Genomic DNA, 18,426 nt, shown 5'->3' with positions numbered 1-18,426 from the left:
CGCGGGACGTGCCGGTCCATCGTCGATAGGTCGGAGACGGCCAGCGTCGTGATGGGCTGGTGCACTGGGTCCCGGCTTTCGCCGGGATGACGGCCGGTGGGGTAGGAGGCCCCTAAGCCTAAGCCTTAGTCGTCCGCGGCGCCGCGGCCGTGTCGATTCCCAGCGTCGTCAGCGCAGTCGCGACAATCCCGGCTCGGTCCAGACCCGCCACGGCATACATGTCGTTCACGCCCGCCTGCTCGGTGAACACGTCAGGGATCATCAGCGGCCGGAACTTCAGCTTGCCGTCCAGCATGCCGTTACGCGCAAGGAAGGTCGCGACGTGGCTGCCGAAGCCGCCGATGCCGCCTTCCTCGATGGTAATCAGCACCTCGTGCTCCTTGGCCAGCCGGGCGAGCAGCGTCTCGTCCAGCGGCTTGAGGAACCGCATATCTGCGATGGTCGGGTTGAGGCCATAGGCCATCAGCTTCTCGCCGGCGGCGATCACCTCACCGAGACGCGTGCCGAAATTGACCAGCGCCACCGACTTGCCTTCGCGCAGGATGCGGCCCTTGCCGATCTCCAGCACGCTTCCGCGCTGCGGCAGTTCCACGCCGAGCCCATCGCCACGCGGATAGCGGAAAGCGATCGGGCCCTCGTCATAGGCCGCGGCGGTCGCCACCATGTGGCGGAGTTCGGCCTCGTCGCCGGCCGCCATCACCACCATGCCGGGGATGGCACCGAGATAGGCGGCGTCATAGTTGCCGGCGTGGGTCGGGCCGTCGGCGCCGACATAGCCGGCCCGGTCGATGGCGAAGCGCACCGGCAGGCCCTGCACCGCAACATCGTGCACCACCTGGTCATAGGCGCGCTGCAGGAACGTCGAGTAGATGGCAACGAACGGCTTCATGCCCTCGGTCGCCATGCCGGCGGCGAAGGTCACGGCGTGCTGCTCGGCGATGCCGACGTCGAAGACGCGCGTTGGGAACAGCTCGGCGAACTTGTCGAGCCCGGTGCCGTTGGGCATCGCGGCGGTCACCGCGACGACGCGGTCGTCGGCCCTGGCTTCCTCGATCAGGCTCTGCGCAAACACCGAGGTGTAGCTCGGTGCGTTCGACTGCGGCTTGGTCTGGGCGCCGGTGATGACGTTGAACTTGTTGACGCCGTGGTACTTGTCGGCGGAGCTCTCCGCCGGGCCATAGCCCTTGCCCTTCTTGGTCACCACGTGAACGAGGATCGGGCCGGACTCGGCATCGCGCACGTTCTGCAGCACGTCGAGCAGGTCGTTCAGGTTATGTCCGTCAATCGGGCCGACATAGAAGAAGCCCAACTCCTCAAACAGCGTGCCACCGGTGAAGAACGAGCGGGCGAACTCCTCGGTCTTCTTCGCCGTCTCGTGGATCAGCTTGGGCATCTTTTCGGTGATCGACTTCGCCGTGTCGCGGAAGCCGCGATAGAACGGGCCGGAAACGAGCTTCGCCAGATACGAGCGCATCGCACCGGTGGGCGGCGCGATCGACATGTCGTTGTCGTTAAGGATGACGATCAGCCGCGCGTCCATGGCGCCGGCATTGTTCATCGCCTCATAGGCCATGCCTGCGGACATCGCGCCATCGCCGATCACCGCGATGACGTTGCGCTTTTCGCCCTTCAGCCCCGAGGCTACTGCCATGCCGAGGCCGGCCGAGATCGAGGTCGAAGAGTGCCCGGCGCCGAACGGGTCGTATTCGCTCTCGGCGCGGCGGGTGAAGCCCGACAGCCCATCCTTCTGGCGCAGCGTGCGGATGCGGTCGCGGCGGCCGGTCAGCACCTTGTGCGGATAGGCCTGGTGGCCGACGTCCCAGATCAGGCGGTCGTTGGGAGTATCGAAGGTGGCGTGCAGCGCAACGGTGAGCTCGACCACACCGAGGCCGGCGCCAAGATGCCCGCCGGTCACGGATACCGCGTCGATCACCTCGGCGCGCAGCTCATCGGCAACCTGGCGAAGTTCGTCGCGCGACAGCGATTTCAGGTCGGCGGGGGTCGATACCTGATCAAGCAGCGGTGTTTGGGGCTTGTCCAAAAATCCCGATCCTTCGCCGGTGCGCGCCGGTCTCTCAAGAGAGACTTAGAGGCTCGGGTTCGGCATTGCAACGCCCGGAAGGCGCGGCTTTTTAGCGTTCCGCGACGAGCTGCAGACCGTCCGTCACGAAGCGGTCGTAAGCGGGAATTGCGGCGTTGTCGGGAAGGAAGGCGACACGGCCGGTCAGCGGGCCGAGTTCAGTGCCTTTTTCGAGGTAACCCTCGGCCTCGGTCATCTCGGCCCAGAACGCCGTGGTCATCAGCACCGGCTGCACCAGCGTGTCGTTGACGTGGTCGATTTCCGGGGCGACCAGCTCCATGTCGCGCAGCGCAATGCTCTGGTTGGGCTGGCGGCTCAAGGCAAGGTCGGCGAGGGCGGCCTGCATCGGCTGCGAGGCTTCGCTGCCGGTCAGCGCGTTGAAGGTCATGTCGAACATGCCCTTCAGCCCCGGCAAGCCATCGCCGCCGCCCAGCGATGCGGTCTGGATGCCGTCGGGGTTGAGCAGCTGTTCCTTGGTGGGCAGGCTGGCGACCACGGCGTTCTCACGCTCGATGATCATCTGCAGCGCCTTTTCGGCGGCCGGGTTGGTGCTGGTCGGCACATAGGCCGTGACCATGTCCTCGTCCTTGGGGCTCATCAGCTGACGCGGCTTGGGCAGCGGCTGGTCGATGGCGGCGAGGGCTGCGACCGCGGTCTGGCCGGTCTCGCCGCCAAGCGGCGAACGCGTGGCGAGCTGGATACGGGCGGATTTGGTCAGCGGTACCGGAGCGCCGACGGCCTCGAAGGCCGATATGTCGATGGCGGGCGGCAGGGCTGCTTCGGCCAGCTGGCTGCCGGTCTTGGAGCGGAACACCGGGACCGGGGCAGTGACTTCGAACGTCGGGACCACTCGCTGCGCCGGCTCTTCGGCCGAGGCGAGCATCACAGTGGCGCCGCCGAGCGTGCGCGGACGGATGGCAGGGATCGGCGCGGCTTCACCGGCATTTTCGGCGAGCATGGTGGCCGGAGCGCTCTCGAAGATCGAGTCGCCATCACAAGGCACGGTATGGCACTTGGTCCACTGCGCCTGCGCGTAGGCGCGGCCGTCATTGGACAGCGGCTTGCCGTCGGTGGGCAGATGCAGGGTCTTGCCGTCGGGGAAGACCTTCTTCAGCTGCGCCCGGGTCATGCGCGGCCAGGCGCGCACATTGCCGGTGTCCATGTGGACGAACGGGCTGCCGGAGGTGGGATAGAACCCGACGCCGCCGACCTGGTGCTTCATCGCGGTGGCGCGCAGCTTCGACAGGTTCACGCCCGGAATGAAGACGTCCATCGCCTTGCCGCGCATGTGCTGCGAATTCTCGGCGACGCCGGACGACTTGGCGCGCAGCATCTTGTTGGTCTTGGGCGAGCGGTAGGACGAAACGATGTTGTAGGGCTGGGTGGCGCCGACTTCCTGATACACTTCCCAGAGCAGGTCGAAGAGGGCGGGATCCATCTTCGTCGGTTCCTTGGTTCGCCAGTCGGCGAGGAACACATTCATCTGCCGCAGCACCGCCTGGTCGTACTGGCCGTTGCGCTTGAAGGTGAAGCGGGCGGTCTCGCCGGTATGGGTGTGGTGCAGGTAGAGCGTGCGGTCGCCGGCGCTGCTACCGCTGCCAAAAGCAGCGTTCACCGGCACGATGCTCGGCGGCAGCAGGACGGTCAACGCCATCGTCGCGGCGAAGAACAGCCGCGGCAAAGCTCGCCAAGATCCCAACAGTTTCCCCAACACGCCCCGAACGACCCGTTGCAACCCAGTAGACGAGAAAGCCTAGCGCCAGTTCGATGAGAATACATTAACGCTAACGGCGGGTAAGCAAAGCAAGGCGCCCACCGTGCCGCTTTCTAGGCAGAAAATCCGGCTGAACCAAGGCCGAATTCCTAAGCAGTCGTAAACGCTTGGCCAACTGGCCTCATGCGACACCATGCGAAAGGGCCGGCGCCTCGCGGCAGCCGGCCCTTACTTCTAGTCTCGAACTGCCCTCAACGCTATTCCGCGAGCAGGTCTTTCAACCGCTGGTTCAGCCCATACACATCGCCGTAGGAGCGGATGGTGCCGTCGGCATCGACGCGCAGCGTGAAGTACGAGATGTGAACCGGAATATGGGTCTCGAGGTTCACCCAGCGCTCGGTATCGCCGAACATCGCCTCGAGCTTTGCGGCATTGAGTTCCGGCTCGAGCGCCAACAGCGCATCGGCGAAGTCCATCGGGTTCTCGACGCGCACGCAGCCATGGCTGTAGGCGCGGAACGATCGCGAGAACAGCGATTTGGACGGCGTGTCGTGCAGGTAGACGTCGTGCTCGTTGGGGAACAGGAACTTCACCCGGCCAAGCGCATTACCGCCGCCCGGCCGCTGCCGGATGTGGAAATTGTTGATGTTGGTCTGCGTCCAGTCGACGGCGGCCGCATTGATCACCTTGCCGCCCGACAGCATCTCCATGTTCTGGCTGGCGAGATAGCCCGGGTTGGCGAGGAGATGCGGCTTGATCTCGTTGGTGGCGATCGAGGCCGGCACGTTCCAGTACGGGTTGACGACGATGTGCTCGATCTCGTCGTTGAACACCGGCGTCTGGTTCTGCGGACGACCAACGACGACGCGCGTCGTGTAGTGGACGTCGTCCTTGTTCATGATCCAGAGGCGAAACTCGGGGATGTTCACCGTCACCTGGAAGTCGCCGTAGTCGTTCGGCTCCCAGCGCCAGCGCTCCATGTTGGCGACGATGTCTTCCTTGGTGGTGGCCGAACCGCCATTCAGCGCCGCGATGGTCGCGGGCCCGATGACGCCGTCACCGTTGAGCCCGAGGCTCTCCTGGTAGGCCTTCACCGCGTCGACCAGCGGCTCGTCGTAGTTGAGGTCGACAGCGGCGGTGGCGCCGGCGGTCTCCGGAATATCGGGCTCCGGCACGTCGAGGCGCTGGCGCAGCAGCGTGACGCGTTCGTCCTGCATGCCCGGCTTCAGGACCTTGCCCTCGGGAATGGTGATCGCGGCGTCCATCACGGCGCCGTCGTAGAACTTCGCCAGCGCGGCCTTGAGGCCAAGGAATTCCGGCTGGGTGGGCGACAGGGCGAGCAGGACCTTGTCCGGCTCCGGGCTGTCGGCCAGCTTCACCAGCATCTCGGCTTCGTTGATGCGCTTGGGGGTGATGGTCCAGGTGTCGTTCACCGCGGTCGGCGCGATGCGGCCGCCAAAGGCGTCCTGAGCATAGCGGATCGCCGCGGTGGAGAAGGCGGTCTCAAGCGCGGCGAGCTTCGCCGGATCGGTGCCAGCTGCTGCGACGTCGAGGTCGGCCGTCAGGTAGTCCGAGGGGCGGAAGCCTTCGAGTTCGGAAGCCTTGAAGACGTCGATGATCTTTTCGGCATTGGGCGAAAACGCGATCGAGCCGTCGGCGGCCTTGGTCAGCCAGAGCGGCTCGAAATGGCGAGCGCCATAAAAGAAGTAGAGCTTCTGGGTCTGCTGGTACGAGCGGGTGCCCTTTTCGGCAGCCGCGTAAGCCTGGGAGAGCCCAGCCTTGATGATCCGCGCCAACTCGGTCTTGGGCGGCGCGATGACGATGCGGGTGGTTTCGATGCCGGCGACCGTCACGGTTTCCTGGGCCCAGGCTTGCGTGAAGATCGCAAATGGCGATGCGAGCGCCACCGTGCCCGCCAACAACAAGGCCTTCAGCATAGTCATTAAGTACTCCGTGCCCGGCTGGTGGGCTGGCAAGGGGCGGTGCGAGGGGGAGGATTCGGCACTTTTGCCCCAGATATGCATTTTGCTTAGCCCACAAATCTTAACGCTGACAATTCCTCGCGATTTTGTGAGTTCGGTCTGTGGACTTGGTGCAACTAACGCCCCGATCTCCTAGGCGGCGTCGCTCTCCAGGCCCTCGTCCAAACCGTACTCACGCAGCTTGCGGTAAAGTGTCGACCTGCCGATGCCCAACGCCCGCGCCACCCGCGACATGCGGTAGCCGTAGTGGCGCAGCGCGAACACGATCAGTTCGCGCTCGACATCGGAAAGGGCGGCGACCTCGCCACTCTGCGCAACGAAGCGGTCGGCGACCGCATTCGTGCTCATAACCTCGCGTATTGGAGCGATAGCCTCGTCGATGTGAACCGGGGCTGAAGGGCTCGGAACGCTGGAAGTGAGCTTCAGCGCCTCCGCGCGACCGGCGCCGAGCGCCGCAATCTGCGGGAAGTCGGCGCTCTCGAGATAGGCGCCATCGCTCAGCACCACGGCGCGATAAACTGCATTCTCCAGCTGCCGGATGTTGCCCGGCCAGTTGTAGCCGCGCAGCAGCTCCACCGCAGGCTCCGAAATCCCGACGATGCGCTTGCCCGCCTCTGCAGCAAGCCGGGCGATAAAGTGCTCGACCAGCACGGGCAGGTCTTCCATGCGGTCGCGCAACGGCGGCACGTAGAGCGGGAAGACGTTGAGCCGGTAGTAGAGATCCTCGCGGAACGCGCCGGCTTTGGTGAGGTTCAGCAGCCGGCGATTGGTCGCCGAGATCAGCCGCACATTGACCCGCACCGGCTTGTCGGCGCCCAGCGGTTCAATCTCGCCCTCCTGGATGACGCGCAGGAGCTTCACCTGCGTTTCCATCGGCAATTCGCCGACCTCATCAAGGAAGATGGTGCCGCCGTTGGCTTCCATGAACTTGCCGGCATGGTCGGTGGTGGCGCCGGTGAACGCGCCCTTCCGATGCCCGAAGAGGATCGACTCGACGAGATTGGCGGGGATGGCGCCGCAGTTGACCGTGACGAACGGTTTTCCTGCCCGGTCGCCCGAGCCCTGGATCACCCGTGCCACCAGCTCCTTGCCGACGCCGGTCTCGCCTTCGATCAGTACAGGGATGGTCGATTTGGCCGCCTTGGCACAAAGCGACAGCACCCGGTCCATGCTCGGCGCGCGGGTGACGATGTCGGCAATGCCCATCGTGCCGCTGAGCCGGCTGCGATCGGTGCGCACCAAGGTCTCGAGTTCGCCGAGCTTCAGCGCGTTGCGTAGCGACATGATCAGCCGCTCCGGCGCTACTGGTTTGACGAAGAAATCGGCAGCGCCCTGGCGCATCGCGGTGACGACGGTATCAAGTGACGAGTGTCCGGTCTGGACGATCACCGGAGTCGAGAGCCCGTCGCGGCGCATTGCTTCCATCACCGCCATGCCATCGAGATCGGGCATCACCAGATCGAGAACCATGGCGCCGATGCCGGGGTCGGCGTGGAGCAGTTCCAGCGCCTGCCTGCCGCTGGTGGCTGTCACGGCAGAGAAACCGGCCCGGTTGGCGACCTCCGAAGTCAGCCGCAATTGCACCAGGTCGTCATCAACTATCAGAACGCGCGTCATGGTCCTCCAGGACTTTTCGTTGCACGAAACGCCGCCCGCGGCGAATCGCGCTGTGCCGTTTTGGAGCAGCATGGGAGGGGTGGGTTAAGAGGCGATTAAGCCTGCCGGATCCGCCTTCCGCTTCCCATCGGCTGGCCCGGTGGCTAAGGTCGCGGCCGCTTTGAAGACCGAGGTGATGAATTGTCGAAGATCGAACTGACGCGTGCCCCCGAAGCCCAGGCCCAGCGGGGCCATAACCAGCTCGGCGACATGCCGGTGTGGAACCTCGACGATCTCTACACGGGCAACGACTCGCCCAAGTTGAAGGCTGATCTGGCGGCAGCCAAGGCCGATGCCAAGAGCTTCGAGGCCGACTACAAGGGCAAGCTTGAGGCGCTGGCCAAATCCGGCAAGCTGATCGACGCGATCAAGCGCTACGAAGCGCTGAGCGATCTCAGCGGCAAGCTCGGTTCCTACGCATTTCTTCAGTACGTGCGGAACACCCAGGAGCCCGACAAGGTGAAGTTCCTCGGCGACCTCAGCCAGGCACTGACCGACCTTTCGACCGGCCTCATCTTCTTCGGCCTCGAACTCAACCGCATCGACGAGGGCGTACTGGAAACCGCGCTTGCAGGTAGCGCCGAGCTCGGCCGCTACCGGCCGTGGTTCACCGAACTGAGGAAGGCCAAGCCGTATCAGCTCGAAGACAAGATCGAAGAGCTGTTCCACGAAAAGTCCGTGACCGGGGCAGGTGCCTGGAACCGGCTGTTCGACGAGACGATGGCCGCCCTCAAGTTCAACGTCGACGGCGAGGAACTGAACCTCGAATCGACGCTCAACTACCTCTCGGACAAGGATGAGACCAAGCGCGAGGCGGCGTTCGGGGGCATTTCGAAGACCCTGCACGGCAACGAGAAGCTGTTCACCCACATCACCAACGTCCTCGCCAAGGACAAGGAAATCGCCGACCGCTGGCACGGCTTCAAGGACATCGCCGACAGCCGCCACCTCGAGAACTCGGTGGAGCGCGAAGTGGTGGATGCGCTGCAGACCGCCGTACGCGCCGCCTATCCGCGGCTCAGCCACCGCTATTACGCGATGAAGGCCAAGTGGTTCGGCAAGGACCAGCTCAACGCCTGGGACCGCAACGCGCCGCTGCCGACCAGCGATGATCGCGTCTACGACTGGCAAAGCGCCAAGGACACGGTGATGCAGGCCTACGGCGCCTTCTCACCCAAGCTGGCCGAGATTGCCGCTCCGTTCTTCGAAAAGGGCTGGATCGACGCGCCGACCAAGGACGGCAAGTCGCCCGGCGCCTTCGCGCACCCGACCGTCCCCTCGGCGCACCCTTATTTGATGCTCAACTATCTCGGTAAATCGCGCGACGTGATGACCCTCGCGCACGAGCTGGGCCACGGCGTCCACCAGGTCCTCGCCGGCCCGCAGGGCGCGCTGATGGCGCCGACGCCGCTCACCCTCGCGGAAACCGCCTCGGTGTTCGGCGAGATGCTGACCTTCCGCTCGATGCTCGCCAACACCACCGACCCGACGCAGCGCTTCGCGATGCTCTCGAGCAAGGTGGAAGACATGCTCAACACCGTGGTCCGGCAGATCGCGTTCTACACCTTCGAGCGCGAGGTCCACACCAAGCGCAAGGAGGGCGAGCTGACCACGGCCGATCTCAACAAGATCTGGCTCGACATCGGTGCCGAGAGCCTCGGGCCCGCCATCAAGCTCAACGAGGGCTACGACATCTTCTGGGCCTACATCCCGCACTTCATCCACTCGCCGTTCTACGTCTACGCCTACGCCTTCGGCGATTGCCTCGTGAACTCGCTCTACGCGCAGTACGAAAAGTCGAGCGAAGGTTTTGCAGAGCGTTACTTCGAATTGCTCAAGGCCGGCGGCAGTAAACACCACTCCGAACTCCTTGCCCCCTTCGGCCTCGACGCCCGCGACCCCGGCTTCTGGTCACTTGGTTTGGGGATGATTGAGAGACTGATCAACGAGTTAGAGGCAACGCAGCCAAGTTGATGATGACGATATCATGGAGGGGTGCCCAGTAAGACTCCGCGGCTATCTTGCAACACTATGTGACTACTGTTGAGGCTCCGACGACGTCTTGTTGACTTGTGTCCATTTGAAGGCATTCTGATGGCTACCAAATTGGGCGTCGGGAGCTTGGAATGATTCGTGCGTTGATCGTTGGCCTGCTGGCCGCGACTGCTGTGTCTTCGACAATGGCTGCCGATTTGATCGTCGATGAACCGGTTGCCGAGGCCGCTCTCGCCGCCCACGACTGGGATGGCGTCTACGTGGGCGTGTTTGCCGGCTATGGTGCCGGCACCGCGAATTCGTTTGGTGTCGATACTGACATCTCTGGTTGGCTGGCTGGCGGCGCTGTAGGCGCGAACTTTACTGTCTCCGAGGCGATCGTTGCCGGTATAGTTGGTGACCTTGCGTGGAGCAGCATCTCTGGCGTGACCGGCGGTGCCGACGTCGACCTCGATTGGGTCGGGTCTGTGCGCGGACGCCTGGGCATCAATGGCGGAGCGTTCCTGCCGTATTTGACGGGCGGTCTCGCGGTTGCAGGCGTATCGCTGGATGCGCCTCCCGACAGCGCCTCTCAAGTCTATGTCGGCTGGACTGCTGGTGCCGGTGTCGAGTTTGCAGCTACCGACGATCTGTCGATCGATTTGCTGTACCGCTACTCAGACTATGGCTCTCACGATATCACGCTGAACGCGGCCACCTCGCCGGTCACCTTGAACACCCACCAAGTCAGCGTTGGCCTCAACTGGGCACTCTGACCTCTCGATAGTGGTTTGAAAGAGGGTCGCCCTTTTTGGGCGGCCCTTTTTGTTTCTGGGAGGCCCTTGAGGCCGGGAGCCGCATCGATGTTGGGTGGGTCAGCCAGCGGCGCGCTTGTAAGCTGTGCATCGGCAAAGTATGAGAAACCACGGCTCGTCCCACGCCGGCCTGGTCATGTGCCGGTTCTCGTTGGGACGCGCGAAGCCTGATTTCATCGAGGACCTGATGGCCAAGAAACCTGCCGCTGCTGCCACCCAAGAACTGCCGCCCGCGATGGACTATGCCCAGCACGAGGCGACCTATACCGGCTTCATCACCTTCGTGAAGTGGTCGATCGTGGCGTTGGTGTTCATTGCCCTCGCCCTCTACGCCTTCATCGAGGCGCATCAGCCGATCATCGGCGCGCTGCTCCTGCTGGTCATTCCAGTCGGCGCCATCGGCGTGACAGTGATGGGATCCCGCCGCAGCTGACGGCGGGATTTTTGTATGTGGCGACCCGCGCGGTCCGGCTGACGCTCTGGAGACGTTCATGAAGATTGCAGTGTTGCGGGAACGCGCCGAAGGCGAGACGCGCGTCGCGGCTACGCCCGAAACGGTCGCCAAGCTGATCGGGCTGGGCGCCAGCGTTGCCATCGAGGCCGGGGCGGGCGAACTCGCGCGCTTCCCCGATGCCGACTATGCGGCGGCCGGCGCCACCGTCGGCGCAGCGGCCGCGACGGTAAAGGGCGCCGACATCGTGTTGACGGTGCGCCGACCGGGTGCGGCCGTCCTGGCCGGCGCTGCCGCCGGTGCACTGGTAATCGGCGCGATGGACCCCTACGGCAACGAAGGCGAGATCGCCGCGCTGGCCAAGGCCGGCGTCACCGCCATCGCCATGGAGTTCATGCCGCGCATCACCCGTGCCCAGGTGATGGACATCCTCTCCAGCCAGGCCAATCTCGCCGGCTACCAGGCCGTGGTCGATGCCGCGGGCGCGTTCGACCGCGCAATGCCGATGATGATGACGGCGGCGGGTACGATCCGTCCGGCCAAGGTGTTCGTCATGGGCGCCGGCGTCGCGGGGCTGCAGGCCATCGCCACCGCCAAGCGCCTCGGCGCCGTGGTCACCGCCACGGACGTGCGCGCCGCCGCTGCCGAGCAGGTGGCGTCGCTGGGTGGCAAGTTCATCATGACCGACGCGCTGAAAGATGCGTCGGGTGCGGGCGGCTATGCGCGCGAGTTGACCAAGGATGAGCAGGCGGCGCAGGCCGAGCTGGTCGCCGGTCACATCGCCAAGCAGGACATCGTCATCACCACTGCGCTGATCCCCGGCCGCCCCGCACCCAAACTGGTGACCAAGGCGATGGTCGAGTCGATGGCCCCGGGTTCGGTGCTGGTCGATCTCGCGGCGGAGCGCGGCGGCAATATCGAGCTGACCCAGCCGGGCAAGACCATCACCACCGCCAATGGCGTCACCATCATCGGCTTTACCAACGTCGCCGGCCGCCTTGCCACTTCGGCCAGCCAGCTGTTCTCGCGCAACCTAGTCTCCTTCCTCGAAACGCTCATCGACAAGAAAGAGAAGAAGCTGGCGGTGAACTGGGACGACGAGCTGGTGAAGGCCACGGTGCTCACCCGCGACGGCGCCATCGTCCACCCCAACATCAAGTTCGACGCTGCGCCCGCCGCCAGGCCTGCCGCAGCGAAGGTCGCCGAGCCGAAGAAAACCGGCGCCACCGGCAAGGCCGCTGCGCCGAAGAAGGCAGCAGCGCCGAAGGCCGAGGTTGCCCCTGCCGCGCCGGTGAAGACTGCCGCGGTTGCCAAGGCCGTGGGCGGCAAGGCGAAGAAGGCGGCGCCCGTCGTCGCCCCCGTCACCAAGGCTGCGGCGCCCAAGAAGGCCGCGGCAAAGCCGGCCGTTGCGAAACCTGCCGCCAAGCCCGCGACCGTCAAGGGGAAGAAGTAAATGGAACAGACCGCAGCACACACCGCGGACGCCATCACCGCCGCGGTCAGCGTTGCCACGGGCGGGGCGATCGATCCGTTCGTCTTCCGCCTGTCGATCTTCGTGCTCGCCATTGCTGTGGGCTACTACGTGGTGTGGAGCGTCACCCCGGCGCTGCACACGCCGCTGATGTCGGTGACCAACGCCATCTCCTCGGTGATCGTGGTGGGCGCGCTGCTCGCCGTCGGCGTGCCGCTGGCGGCAGACAGCAACTGGGTGTCGAAGCTGTTCGGCTTCCTCGCTTTGGTGCTGGCCAGCGTCAACATCTTCGGCGGCTTCCTTGTCACCCAGCGCATGCTGGCGATGTACAAGAAGAAGGAAGCCCCGGCCGGCAAGGCGGGGAACCGCTGATGGCCCTGCTCAATCGTTTTGTCGTCGCGCTTGGCCTCATCCTGGCGCTGACGCTTCCGGGCTTTACCCAGGAACTGGACGACGCCCAAAAAGCGGCGCTCGCAGCGCGCATCGAGAGCTTCGATGCCGCAATGAAGGCCAGCGACATGTCCGGTGTCCTTGGCGTGGTTCCACCCAAGATGCTCGAGAAGATCGCCGCGGCGAACAGCGTCACAGTCGAACAACTGATCGCCGCCACGCAGGATCAGATCAACGAAGCGCTGAAGAACATGACGATCGTCTCGTTCGGCATGGACCTCGAGGCCGCCGAGTTCGTCGCTCTCGCCGACGGCACGCCTTACGCCCTGATCCCGACCGAGACGTTGATGGATCTGGGCGAGGCCGGCGGCAAGTACCGCGCCAAGTCGTCCACCCTCGGGCTGCTCGATGGCGAGACCTGGTACCTGGTTCGCGTCGAAGACCCGCAGCAGGTCGCCCTGCTCAAGGAAGTCTATCCCGGTTTTGCCGACGTGGTGTTCCCCACGGGCAGCATGGAGCCTGTTACAGAATGATCGACGCCAGTCTCGCCGCCGTTCTCTACCTCGTCTCCGGCGTCCTCTTCATCCTGGCGCTGCGCGGGCTCTCCAGCCCGGCCTCGTCACGGCAGGGCAACACCTTCGGCATGGTCGGCATGGGCATCGCCATTGTCACCACGCTGCTGGTGGCCGGTGTTTCCGATTGGCTGAGCTGGGTGCTGATCATCGGCGGCCTCGCGGTCGGCGGCGGCATCGGCGCCGTGCTGGCGCGCAAGGTCAAGATGACCGACATGCCGCAGCTGGTCGCCGCGTTCCACTCGCTGGTCGGCCTCGCGGCGGTGTTCGTCGCCGCCGCGGCGCTCTACGCGCCGGAGGCCTTCGGCATCGGTGCTGTGGGCCACATCCACGCGCAGGCTATCGTCGAGATGAGCCTCGGCGTGGCCATCGGCGCCTTCACCTTCACCGGCTCGGTCATCGCCTTCGCCAAGCTCAATGGCAACATGAGCGGCAAGCCGATCATCCTGCCGTTCCGCCACATCATCCACATCGCCCTCGGCCTCTTACTGCTGGTGCTGATCTGGGCCTTCGCGGTCACCGTCGATCCGATCTGGTTCTGGGCCATCACCGTCGTGGCGCTGGTGCTGGGCGGGCTGATGATCATCCCGATCGGCGGCGCCGACATGCCGGTGGTCGTCTCGATGCTCAACTCCTACTCGGGCTGGGCCGCTGCCGGCATCGGCTTCACGCTGGGCAACACCGCGCTGATCATCACCGGCGCACTGGTCGGCTCTTCGGGTGCCATCCTCTCGTACATCATGTGCAAGGCGATGAACCGCAGCTTCATCTCGGTGATCCTCGGCGGTTTCGGTGGCGATGCGGCTGCCGGCGGTTCAGGCGAGGAAGAGACGCGGCCGGTCAAGCAGGGCTCGTCCGACGACGCCGCCTTCATGATGAAGAATGCCGGCAAGGTCATCATTGTCCCCGGCTACGGCATGGCCGTCGCCCAGGCGCAGCACGCGCTGCGTGAAATGGCGGACCTCTTGAAGGCCGAGGGCGTCGAAGTGAAGTATGCTATCCATCCGGTGGCGGGTCGCATGCCCGGGCACATGAACGTGCTGCTGGCCGAAGCCAACGTGCCCTACGACGAAGTGTTCGAGCTCGAGGACATCAACTCCGAGTTCGCGCAGACCGACGTCGCTTTCGTCATTGGCGCCAACGACGTCACGAACCCCGCAGCCAAGACCGACAAGACCTCGCCGATCTACGGCATGCCGGTGCTCAACGTCGAAGACGCCGGCACGGTGCTGTTCATCAAGCGCGGCATGGCAGCGGGCTACGCTGGCGTCCAGAACGAGCTGTTCTTCCGCGACAACACCATGATGTTGTTCGGCGACGCCAAGAAGGTCACCGAAGATATCGTCAAGGCGCTCGGCCACTAACCGAGCATTTGATCAACGCCGGATACTAGTCTAGGGTCGCCGCGAGGCGGCCCTTTTACTTATCTCTTATTGTCATCTCCTCCGGGGCCAAATGGGGGACGGGAATGGCTGAGGGAAATCGGCGCAGAACGTGGAAGACGCGCCGGCAAGCGGTATTGGTTATCCACGGCATGGGCGAGCAGGTTCCGCTCGAGACCATGCGGAGCTTTGTCGAAACCGTCTATCAGCGCGACGACCAGCTCGGTGCCAAGCCCGTCGAGGATCCCGATCTGGGCGAGGTCAACCAGGTCTGGACGGTGCCCGACACCGCGACCGGCTCGTCGGAGTTACGCAAGATCTCGACCCAGCCGCGCACCAACGACCGGCTGCGTACGGATTTCTACGAGTTCTACTGGGCCGACATCATGCAGGGGACGCCGATCGAGGCGGTCTACGCATGGGTGCGCGGCCTGATCCTGCGCTCACCATGGGCGGTGCCGCGTAGCGTCCGCGTCTGGATCGCTTTCCTCGCGCTGTGGGCAATCACCATCGCCGTCATACTCAACACGCTGGCGACACTCGATCCTACCAGCGCCATGGCGAATGGCATGCTGGCTGGCATCACCGCCTGGCTGGCAAGCAATCGCGCCTGGGTAGGTCTTGTCGTTGTCGCCCTCGGTGTGATCGCTCTCGTCGTGCGGTTTGCAGGCGCACAGAAGCTGGCCCGGGTGAGGGTGGGTTTGCCGCTCGCGCTCATCGGCGCCGGCCTCGTGTTGCTCTTTGTGCCGGCTGAAACGCTGACCAGCGTCAAGGTTTGGTCAGGCATCTTCGCGATCGTTGCTGCAGCGCTGCTGGGTGGCATCATCGCGCCCTATGTCGGCGACGTCGTGCGCTATGTCCGGGCGACGCCGGCGACTGTCGACAAGCGGCAGCAGGTCCGCAAGCGCGGCCTCGATCTGTTGCGCGCGCTGCACGAGAAGGTCGATCGCAGCGGCGGCGAGGTACGGCCCTACTATGAGCGCATCATCGTCGTTGCCCACAGCCTTGGTACCATCATCGCCTACGATCTCATCCAGCTTTACTGGCAGGCGGAAGGGCCGAGCCACCTGCGGCCGGCGGTGGCCGGTGTGAAGGAGCCGCTGGAGAAGATCGACGAGGCGGTCAAGGCCTGGTGGGGTACTGCCGAGGAGCAACGCAAACCCTTCGACCTTGCCGAGTTCCAGAAACAGCAAAGCCTGACGTTCGAGGCGATGGTGCTGGGCGGCATCAATTTCCGCATCTCGGATTTCATCACCATGGGGGCGGCACTCGGCCATGCCGAGTTCCTGCTCAAGGACGACAAGGCGGCCCTTGAGCGCGAGTTCGGGGAGCGCGGGCTCTCCTCGGTACCGCCTCGGCCGGACCGGCCAAGCCCGAAGGCCAGCTATATGCTTGGTGGGAGTGGACCGTTTGCCCATTTCGCCGCGGCGTTTTCGGCCGTGCGCTGGACCAATCTTTACGACATCCACTGGTTTCCGCTGTTCGGCGACATCGTGTCGGGGCCGCTGCAGCCGGTGTTCGGCCCAGGGATCGAAGAGTACGACGTCAAGATCAAGCGCCCCGGCTGGCCGCCTATCCTCAACCGCTTTGTCACGCACACGCTCTACTGGACCTGGCACAAGAGCTACGCCGGCAAGTCTGAAGATGAGCTGCCGCTTCACATCCGCCAGCTGCGCAAGGCGATGCACCTCAAAGGTGATATCGAGACGCGGACGAACTGATCTCCCGACGAATCCCTGTTGACCTCAACTTCGCTTGAGGTCGTATCCCTTGGCTCCTTCACTGGAAAAGGGGCTCGGCAGCCATGGATCTCGTCTTCAATTTCCTCCTCATCGTCCACCTCGCGGCCTTCGGCCTGGGGATCGCCACTACAATCGCGGCGCCTCTGGTTGGCAGCCGAATGGCGCTGGCCACGCCGGATAGCCGGCCGCTATTGGGCGGCATCGGCAAGCAACTGATGATCAACGCGCGCATTGCGTTCGGCCTGCTGCTCATCACCGGCATCTCGATGGTCTTTGTCCGCTACGGTGGGTTCGAGGGGCAGAGCGTCTGGTTCTTCATCAAGATGGGGCTGGTGGCCGTCGTGCTCGTTGCGATGATCATCGGCGCCGTCACCAAGCCGGGCACCATCAGCCCGCGCGTCATGGGCTGGATCACGCGCCTCGCCATGGCCGGCATCGTGATCAGCGCGGTAATGGCGTTCAACTAGCCTTCATCTACGTTCAGAAAGCCGAGCCGGCATATGTCGGCTCTGCTGTCCTATCTCGCTTGGGATAGGTAGGCGAGCGGATGCTAGTTACCTCGGTGTGCGTTCTTGCGCCGCCGAGGTTCCGCAGCCATGTGTGGCCGGTTCAGCCAATGAGGATCGCCGTGGCCCGCACCGTCAAGATCGACCTGTTCACCGATACTGTCTGCCCGTGGTGCCTCGTCGGCTCAGCGCGGCTCGACCAGGCGATCGCGGGGCTGCCGGAGGATGTGGTGGTCGAGGTCGAGAATCATCCGTTCTATCTCGACCCGAACACGCCCGACGAAGGCGTCGTCGTCGCCGACATGCTGCGCGAGAAATATGGCCGCGATCCCAAGGAGATGTGGGCGCGGGTCGAGGGCGAAGCCCGCAAGTCCGGCATCGACCTCGATCTCAGCCAGCAGCCGCGCTCGTTCCCGACGCGCAAGGGCCACACGCTGGTGCGGCTCGCCAAGGCCAAGGGCACGCAGCATGCGCTGGCCAATGCCATTGCCTGGGCCTATTTCATGGATCACCAGCTGATCAACGATGACGAGGTGCTGGCAGGCATCGCCGAGCAGCACGGCTTCACCCATGCCGAGGCGCTGGACGCGGTGCGCGACCCGCGCGAGTTGGCGATCACCCACGAGCTGGCGGTCACCGCGGCGCAGCAGGGCATCCAGGGCGTGCCGTTCTTCGTGTTCGACAACAAGTTCGCGGTCTCCGGCTGCCAGCCTGACGAGGTGTTCGCCCGCGCCTTCGAATACGCACTCGACCCCGAGAAGCTCGCGGCGCAGGGCTGACATTGCCCTGTCGCCATCCGCATGGCATGCCCTTCGCAATGGAGGGCACGGCATGAAGTGGCTGAGGCGGATCGCGGTCGGCGTGGGCATCGTTGCGGTGCTCGCCTACCTTATCGTGCTGGGCGTGATGTACTTCTTCCAACGCGACTTCCAGTACGAGCGCGGTGGGCGGATGTTCGCGCTGAGCGAGACGAAGCTGCCGCAGGCGGAGCTCGTCAGCATCCCGAGTGCCGACGGCTCGGCCGTCGCCGGCTGGTATCAGCCGCCCACCGGGGGCAAGCCACTGATGCTGTACTTCCGCGGCAATGCCGAGAGCTTTTCGCGCGAGCACGAGCGCTACGAAGCGTTCGTTGCGGATGGCTATGGCTTCCTCGCCTTCGACTATCGCGGCTTCCCCGGCTCGGCGGGTGAGGTGACCGAGGAGCATATCCTGGCCGATGCTCTTGCCGCCTTCGATTGGGCGGCGGCCAAGGGCTTTCCAATCGTCCTCTGGGGGCGCTCCCTTGGCTCGGGGCCGGCGACGTACGTGGCAAGCCAACGGGACGCCGATGCGCTGCTGCTCGAGACACCGTTCGACTCGGCGGTGTCGGTCGCGGCGGACCGCTACTGGTTCCTGCCAGTCGGGCTGCTGATGTTTGATCAGTTCCCGGTCGACCAGTGGATCAAGGACGTGACTGAGCCGGTCTATGTGGCGCATGGCACGGCCGATCGCACCATCGGGGTCAGCCACGGCGAGCGCGTGTACACGCTGGCGCCGCACAAGGATGAGTTGTGGATCGAGCCCGGCGCCGGCCACAGCGACCTATGGGATCGTGGCATCTGGGGCAGGGCGAGAGGGTTCTTCGAGCGGGTTGAGGCGGCGCGCTAGAGCTCATCTGCCGGCGCTAGCCGACCTTTACCCGGGGAGGGGAC

General features: G+C 64.6%; 15 protein-coding genes. 11 read left to right on the top strand and 4 right to left on the bottom strand.

Features of this window, described 5'->3' with window-relative positions; all coding sequences use genetic code 11:
* Window positions 1-118 precede the first annotated feature (118 nt).
* From dxs to AC1DV8_RS08255, 4 genes are all read right to left on the bottom strand, one after another.
* Window positions 119-2,041 carry a 1-deoxy-D-xylulose-5-phosphate synthase gene (dxs, locus tag AC1DV8_RS08270; protein ID WP_477157111.1) on the bottom strand — a complete coding sequence of 641 codons (1,923 nt, stop codon included), beginning with the start codon at window positions 2,039-2,041 and terminating at the stop codon, window positions 119-121.
* A 91-nt stretch (window positions 2,042-2,132) separates the two neighbouring features.
* Window positions 2,133-3,779, bottom strand: a complete 1,647-nt coding sequence (locus tag AC1DV8_RS08265; RefSeq protein WP_477157110.1) for a peptidoglycan L,D-endopeptidase MepK — start codon at window positions 3,777-3,779, stop codon at window positions 2,133-2,135.
* Window positions 3,780-4,051: 272 nt separating this feature from the next.
* The gene (locus AC1DV8_RS08260; protein WP_477157109.1) at window positions 4,052-5,737 is read right to left on the bottom strand and encodes a L,D-transpeptidase family protein; all 1,686 of its coding nucleotides are present in this window, start codon (window positions 5,735-5,737) and stop codon (window positions 4,052-4,054) included.
* Window positions 5,738-5,908: 171 nt separating this feature from the next.
* A complete protein-coding gene (locus AC1DV8_RS08255; protein WP_477157108.1) occupies window positions 5,909-7,393 on the bottom strand; it encodes a sigma 54-interacting transcriptional regulator in 1,485 nt (494 codons plus the stop codon).
* Window positions 7,394-7,642: 249 nt separating this feature from the next.
* On the opposite strand from AC1DV8_RS08255, the gene AC1DV8_RS08250 reads away from it, so the two are divergent.
* The 11 genes from AC1DV8_RS08250 (at window position 7,643) to AC1DV8_RS08200 (ending at window position 18,382) form a co-directional block, all read left to right on the top strand.
* Window positions 7,643-9,406 carry a M3 family oligoendopeptidase gene (locus AC1DV8_RS08250; RefSeq protein ID WP_477157171.1) on the top strand — a complete coding sequence of 588 codons (1,764 nt, stop codon included), beginning with the start codon at window positions 7,643-7,645 and terminating at the stop codon, window positions 9,404-9,406.
* Between the two features lie 152 nt (window positions 9,407-9,558).
* The gene (locus tag AC1DV8_RS08245; protein ID WP_477149880.1) at window positions 9,559-10,182 is read left to right on the top strand and encodes an outer membrane protein; all 624 of its coding nucleotides are present in this window, start codon (window positions 9,559-9,561) and stop codon (window positions 10,180-10,182) included.
* Window positions 10,183-10,408: 226 nt separating this feature from the next.
* On the top strand, window positions 10,409-10,654 hold the full coding sequence (locus tag AC1DV8_RS08240; protein ID WP_477157107.1) for an aa3-type cytochrome c oxidase subunit IV: 246 nt from the start codon (window positions 10,409-10,411) through the stop codon (window positions 10,652-10,654).
* Between the two features lie 58 nt (window positions 10,655-10,712).
* A complete protein-coding gene (locus AC1DV8_RS08235; RefSeq protein ID WP_477157106.1) occupies window positions 10,713-12,125 on the top strand; it encodes a Re/Si-specific NAD(P)(+) transhydrogenase subunit alpha in 1,413 nt (470 codons plus the stop codon).
* Window positions 12,126-12,515: an NAD(P) transhydrogenase subunit alpha part 2 gene (locus tag AC1DV8_RS08230; protein WP_477157105.1), complete on the top strand. Its 390-nt coding sequence runs from the start codon at window positions 12,126-12,128 to the stop codon at window positions 12,513-12,515.
* Window positions 12,515-13,066 (top strand): hypothetical protein, encoded by a 552-nt coding sequence (locus AC1DV8_RS08225; RefSeq protein WP_477157104.1) that lies wholly within the window; start codon window positions 12,515-12,517, stop codon window positions 13,064-13,066. The genes AC1DV8_RS08230 and AC1DV8_RS08225 overlap by 1 nt, the downstream gene beginning before the upstream one ends.
* Window positions 13,066-14,469 (top strand): NAD(P)(+) transhydrogenase (Re/Si-specific) subunit beta, encoded by a 1,404-nt coding sequence (locus AC1DV8_RS08220; protein ID WP_477157170.1) that lies wholly within the window; start codon window positions 13,066-13,068, stop codon window positions 14,467-14,469. The genes AC1DV8_RS08225 and AC1DV8_RS08220 overlap by 1 nt, the downstream gene beginning before the upstream one ends.
* Window positions 14,470-14,639: 170 nt before the next feature.
* Window positions 14,640-16,208: a hypothetical protein gene (locus AC1DV8_RS08215; RefSeq protein WP_477157103.1), complete on the top strand. Its 1,569-nt coding sequence runs from the start codon at window positions 14,640-14,642 to the stop codon at window positions 16,206-16,208.
* Window positions 16,209-16,291: 83 nt separating this feature from the next.
* Window positions 16,292-16,696 (top strand): hypothetical protein, encoded by a 405-nt coding sequence (locus AC1DV8_RS08210; protein ID WP_477149874.1) that lies wholly within the window; start codon window positions 16,292-16,294, stop codon window positions 16,694-16,696.
* Window positions 16,697-16,845: 149 nt separating this feature from the next.
* Complete coding sequence (locus AC1DV8_RS08205) at window positions 16,846-17,514, top strand: DsbA family oxidoreductase (protein WP_477157102.1); 669 nt, start codon at window positions 16,846-16,848, stop codon at window positions 17,512-17,514.
* A 52-nt stretch (window positions 17,515-17,566) separates the two neighbouring features.
* The gene (locus AC1DV8_RS08200) at window positions 17,567-18,382 is read left to right on the top strand and encodes an alpha/beta hydrolase (protein ID WP_477157101.1); all 816 of its coding nucleotides are present in this window, start codon (window positions 17,567-17,569) and stop codon (window positions 18,380-18,382) included.
* Window positions 18,383-18,426: the final 44 nt, after the last annotated feature.

It is taken from the genome of Devosia sp. P3_B2 (assembly GCF_056402875.1).
The sequence above is the reverse complement of the archived record's forward strand: the minus strand, read 5'-3'. Positions and strand labels throughout refer to the sequence as shown.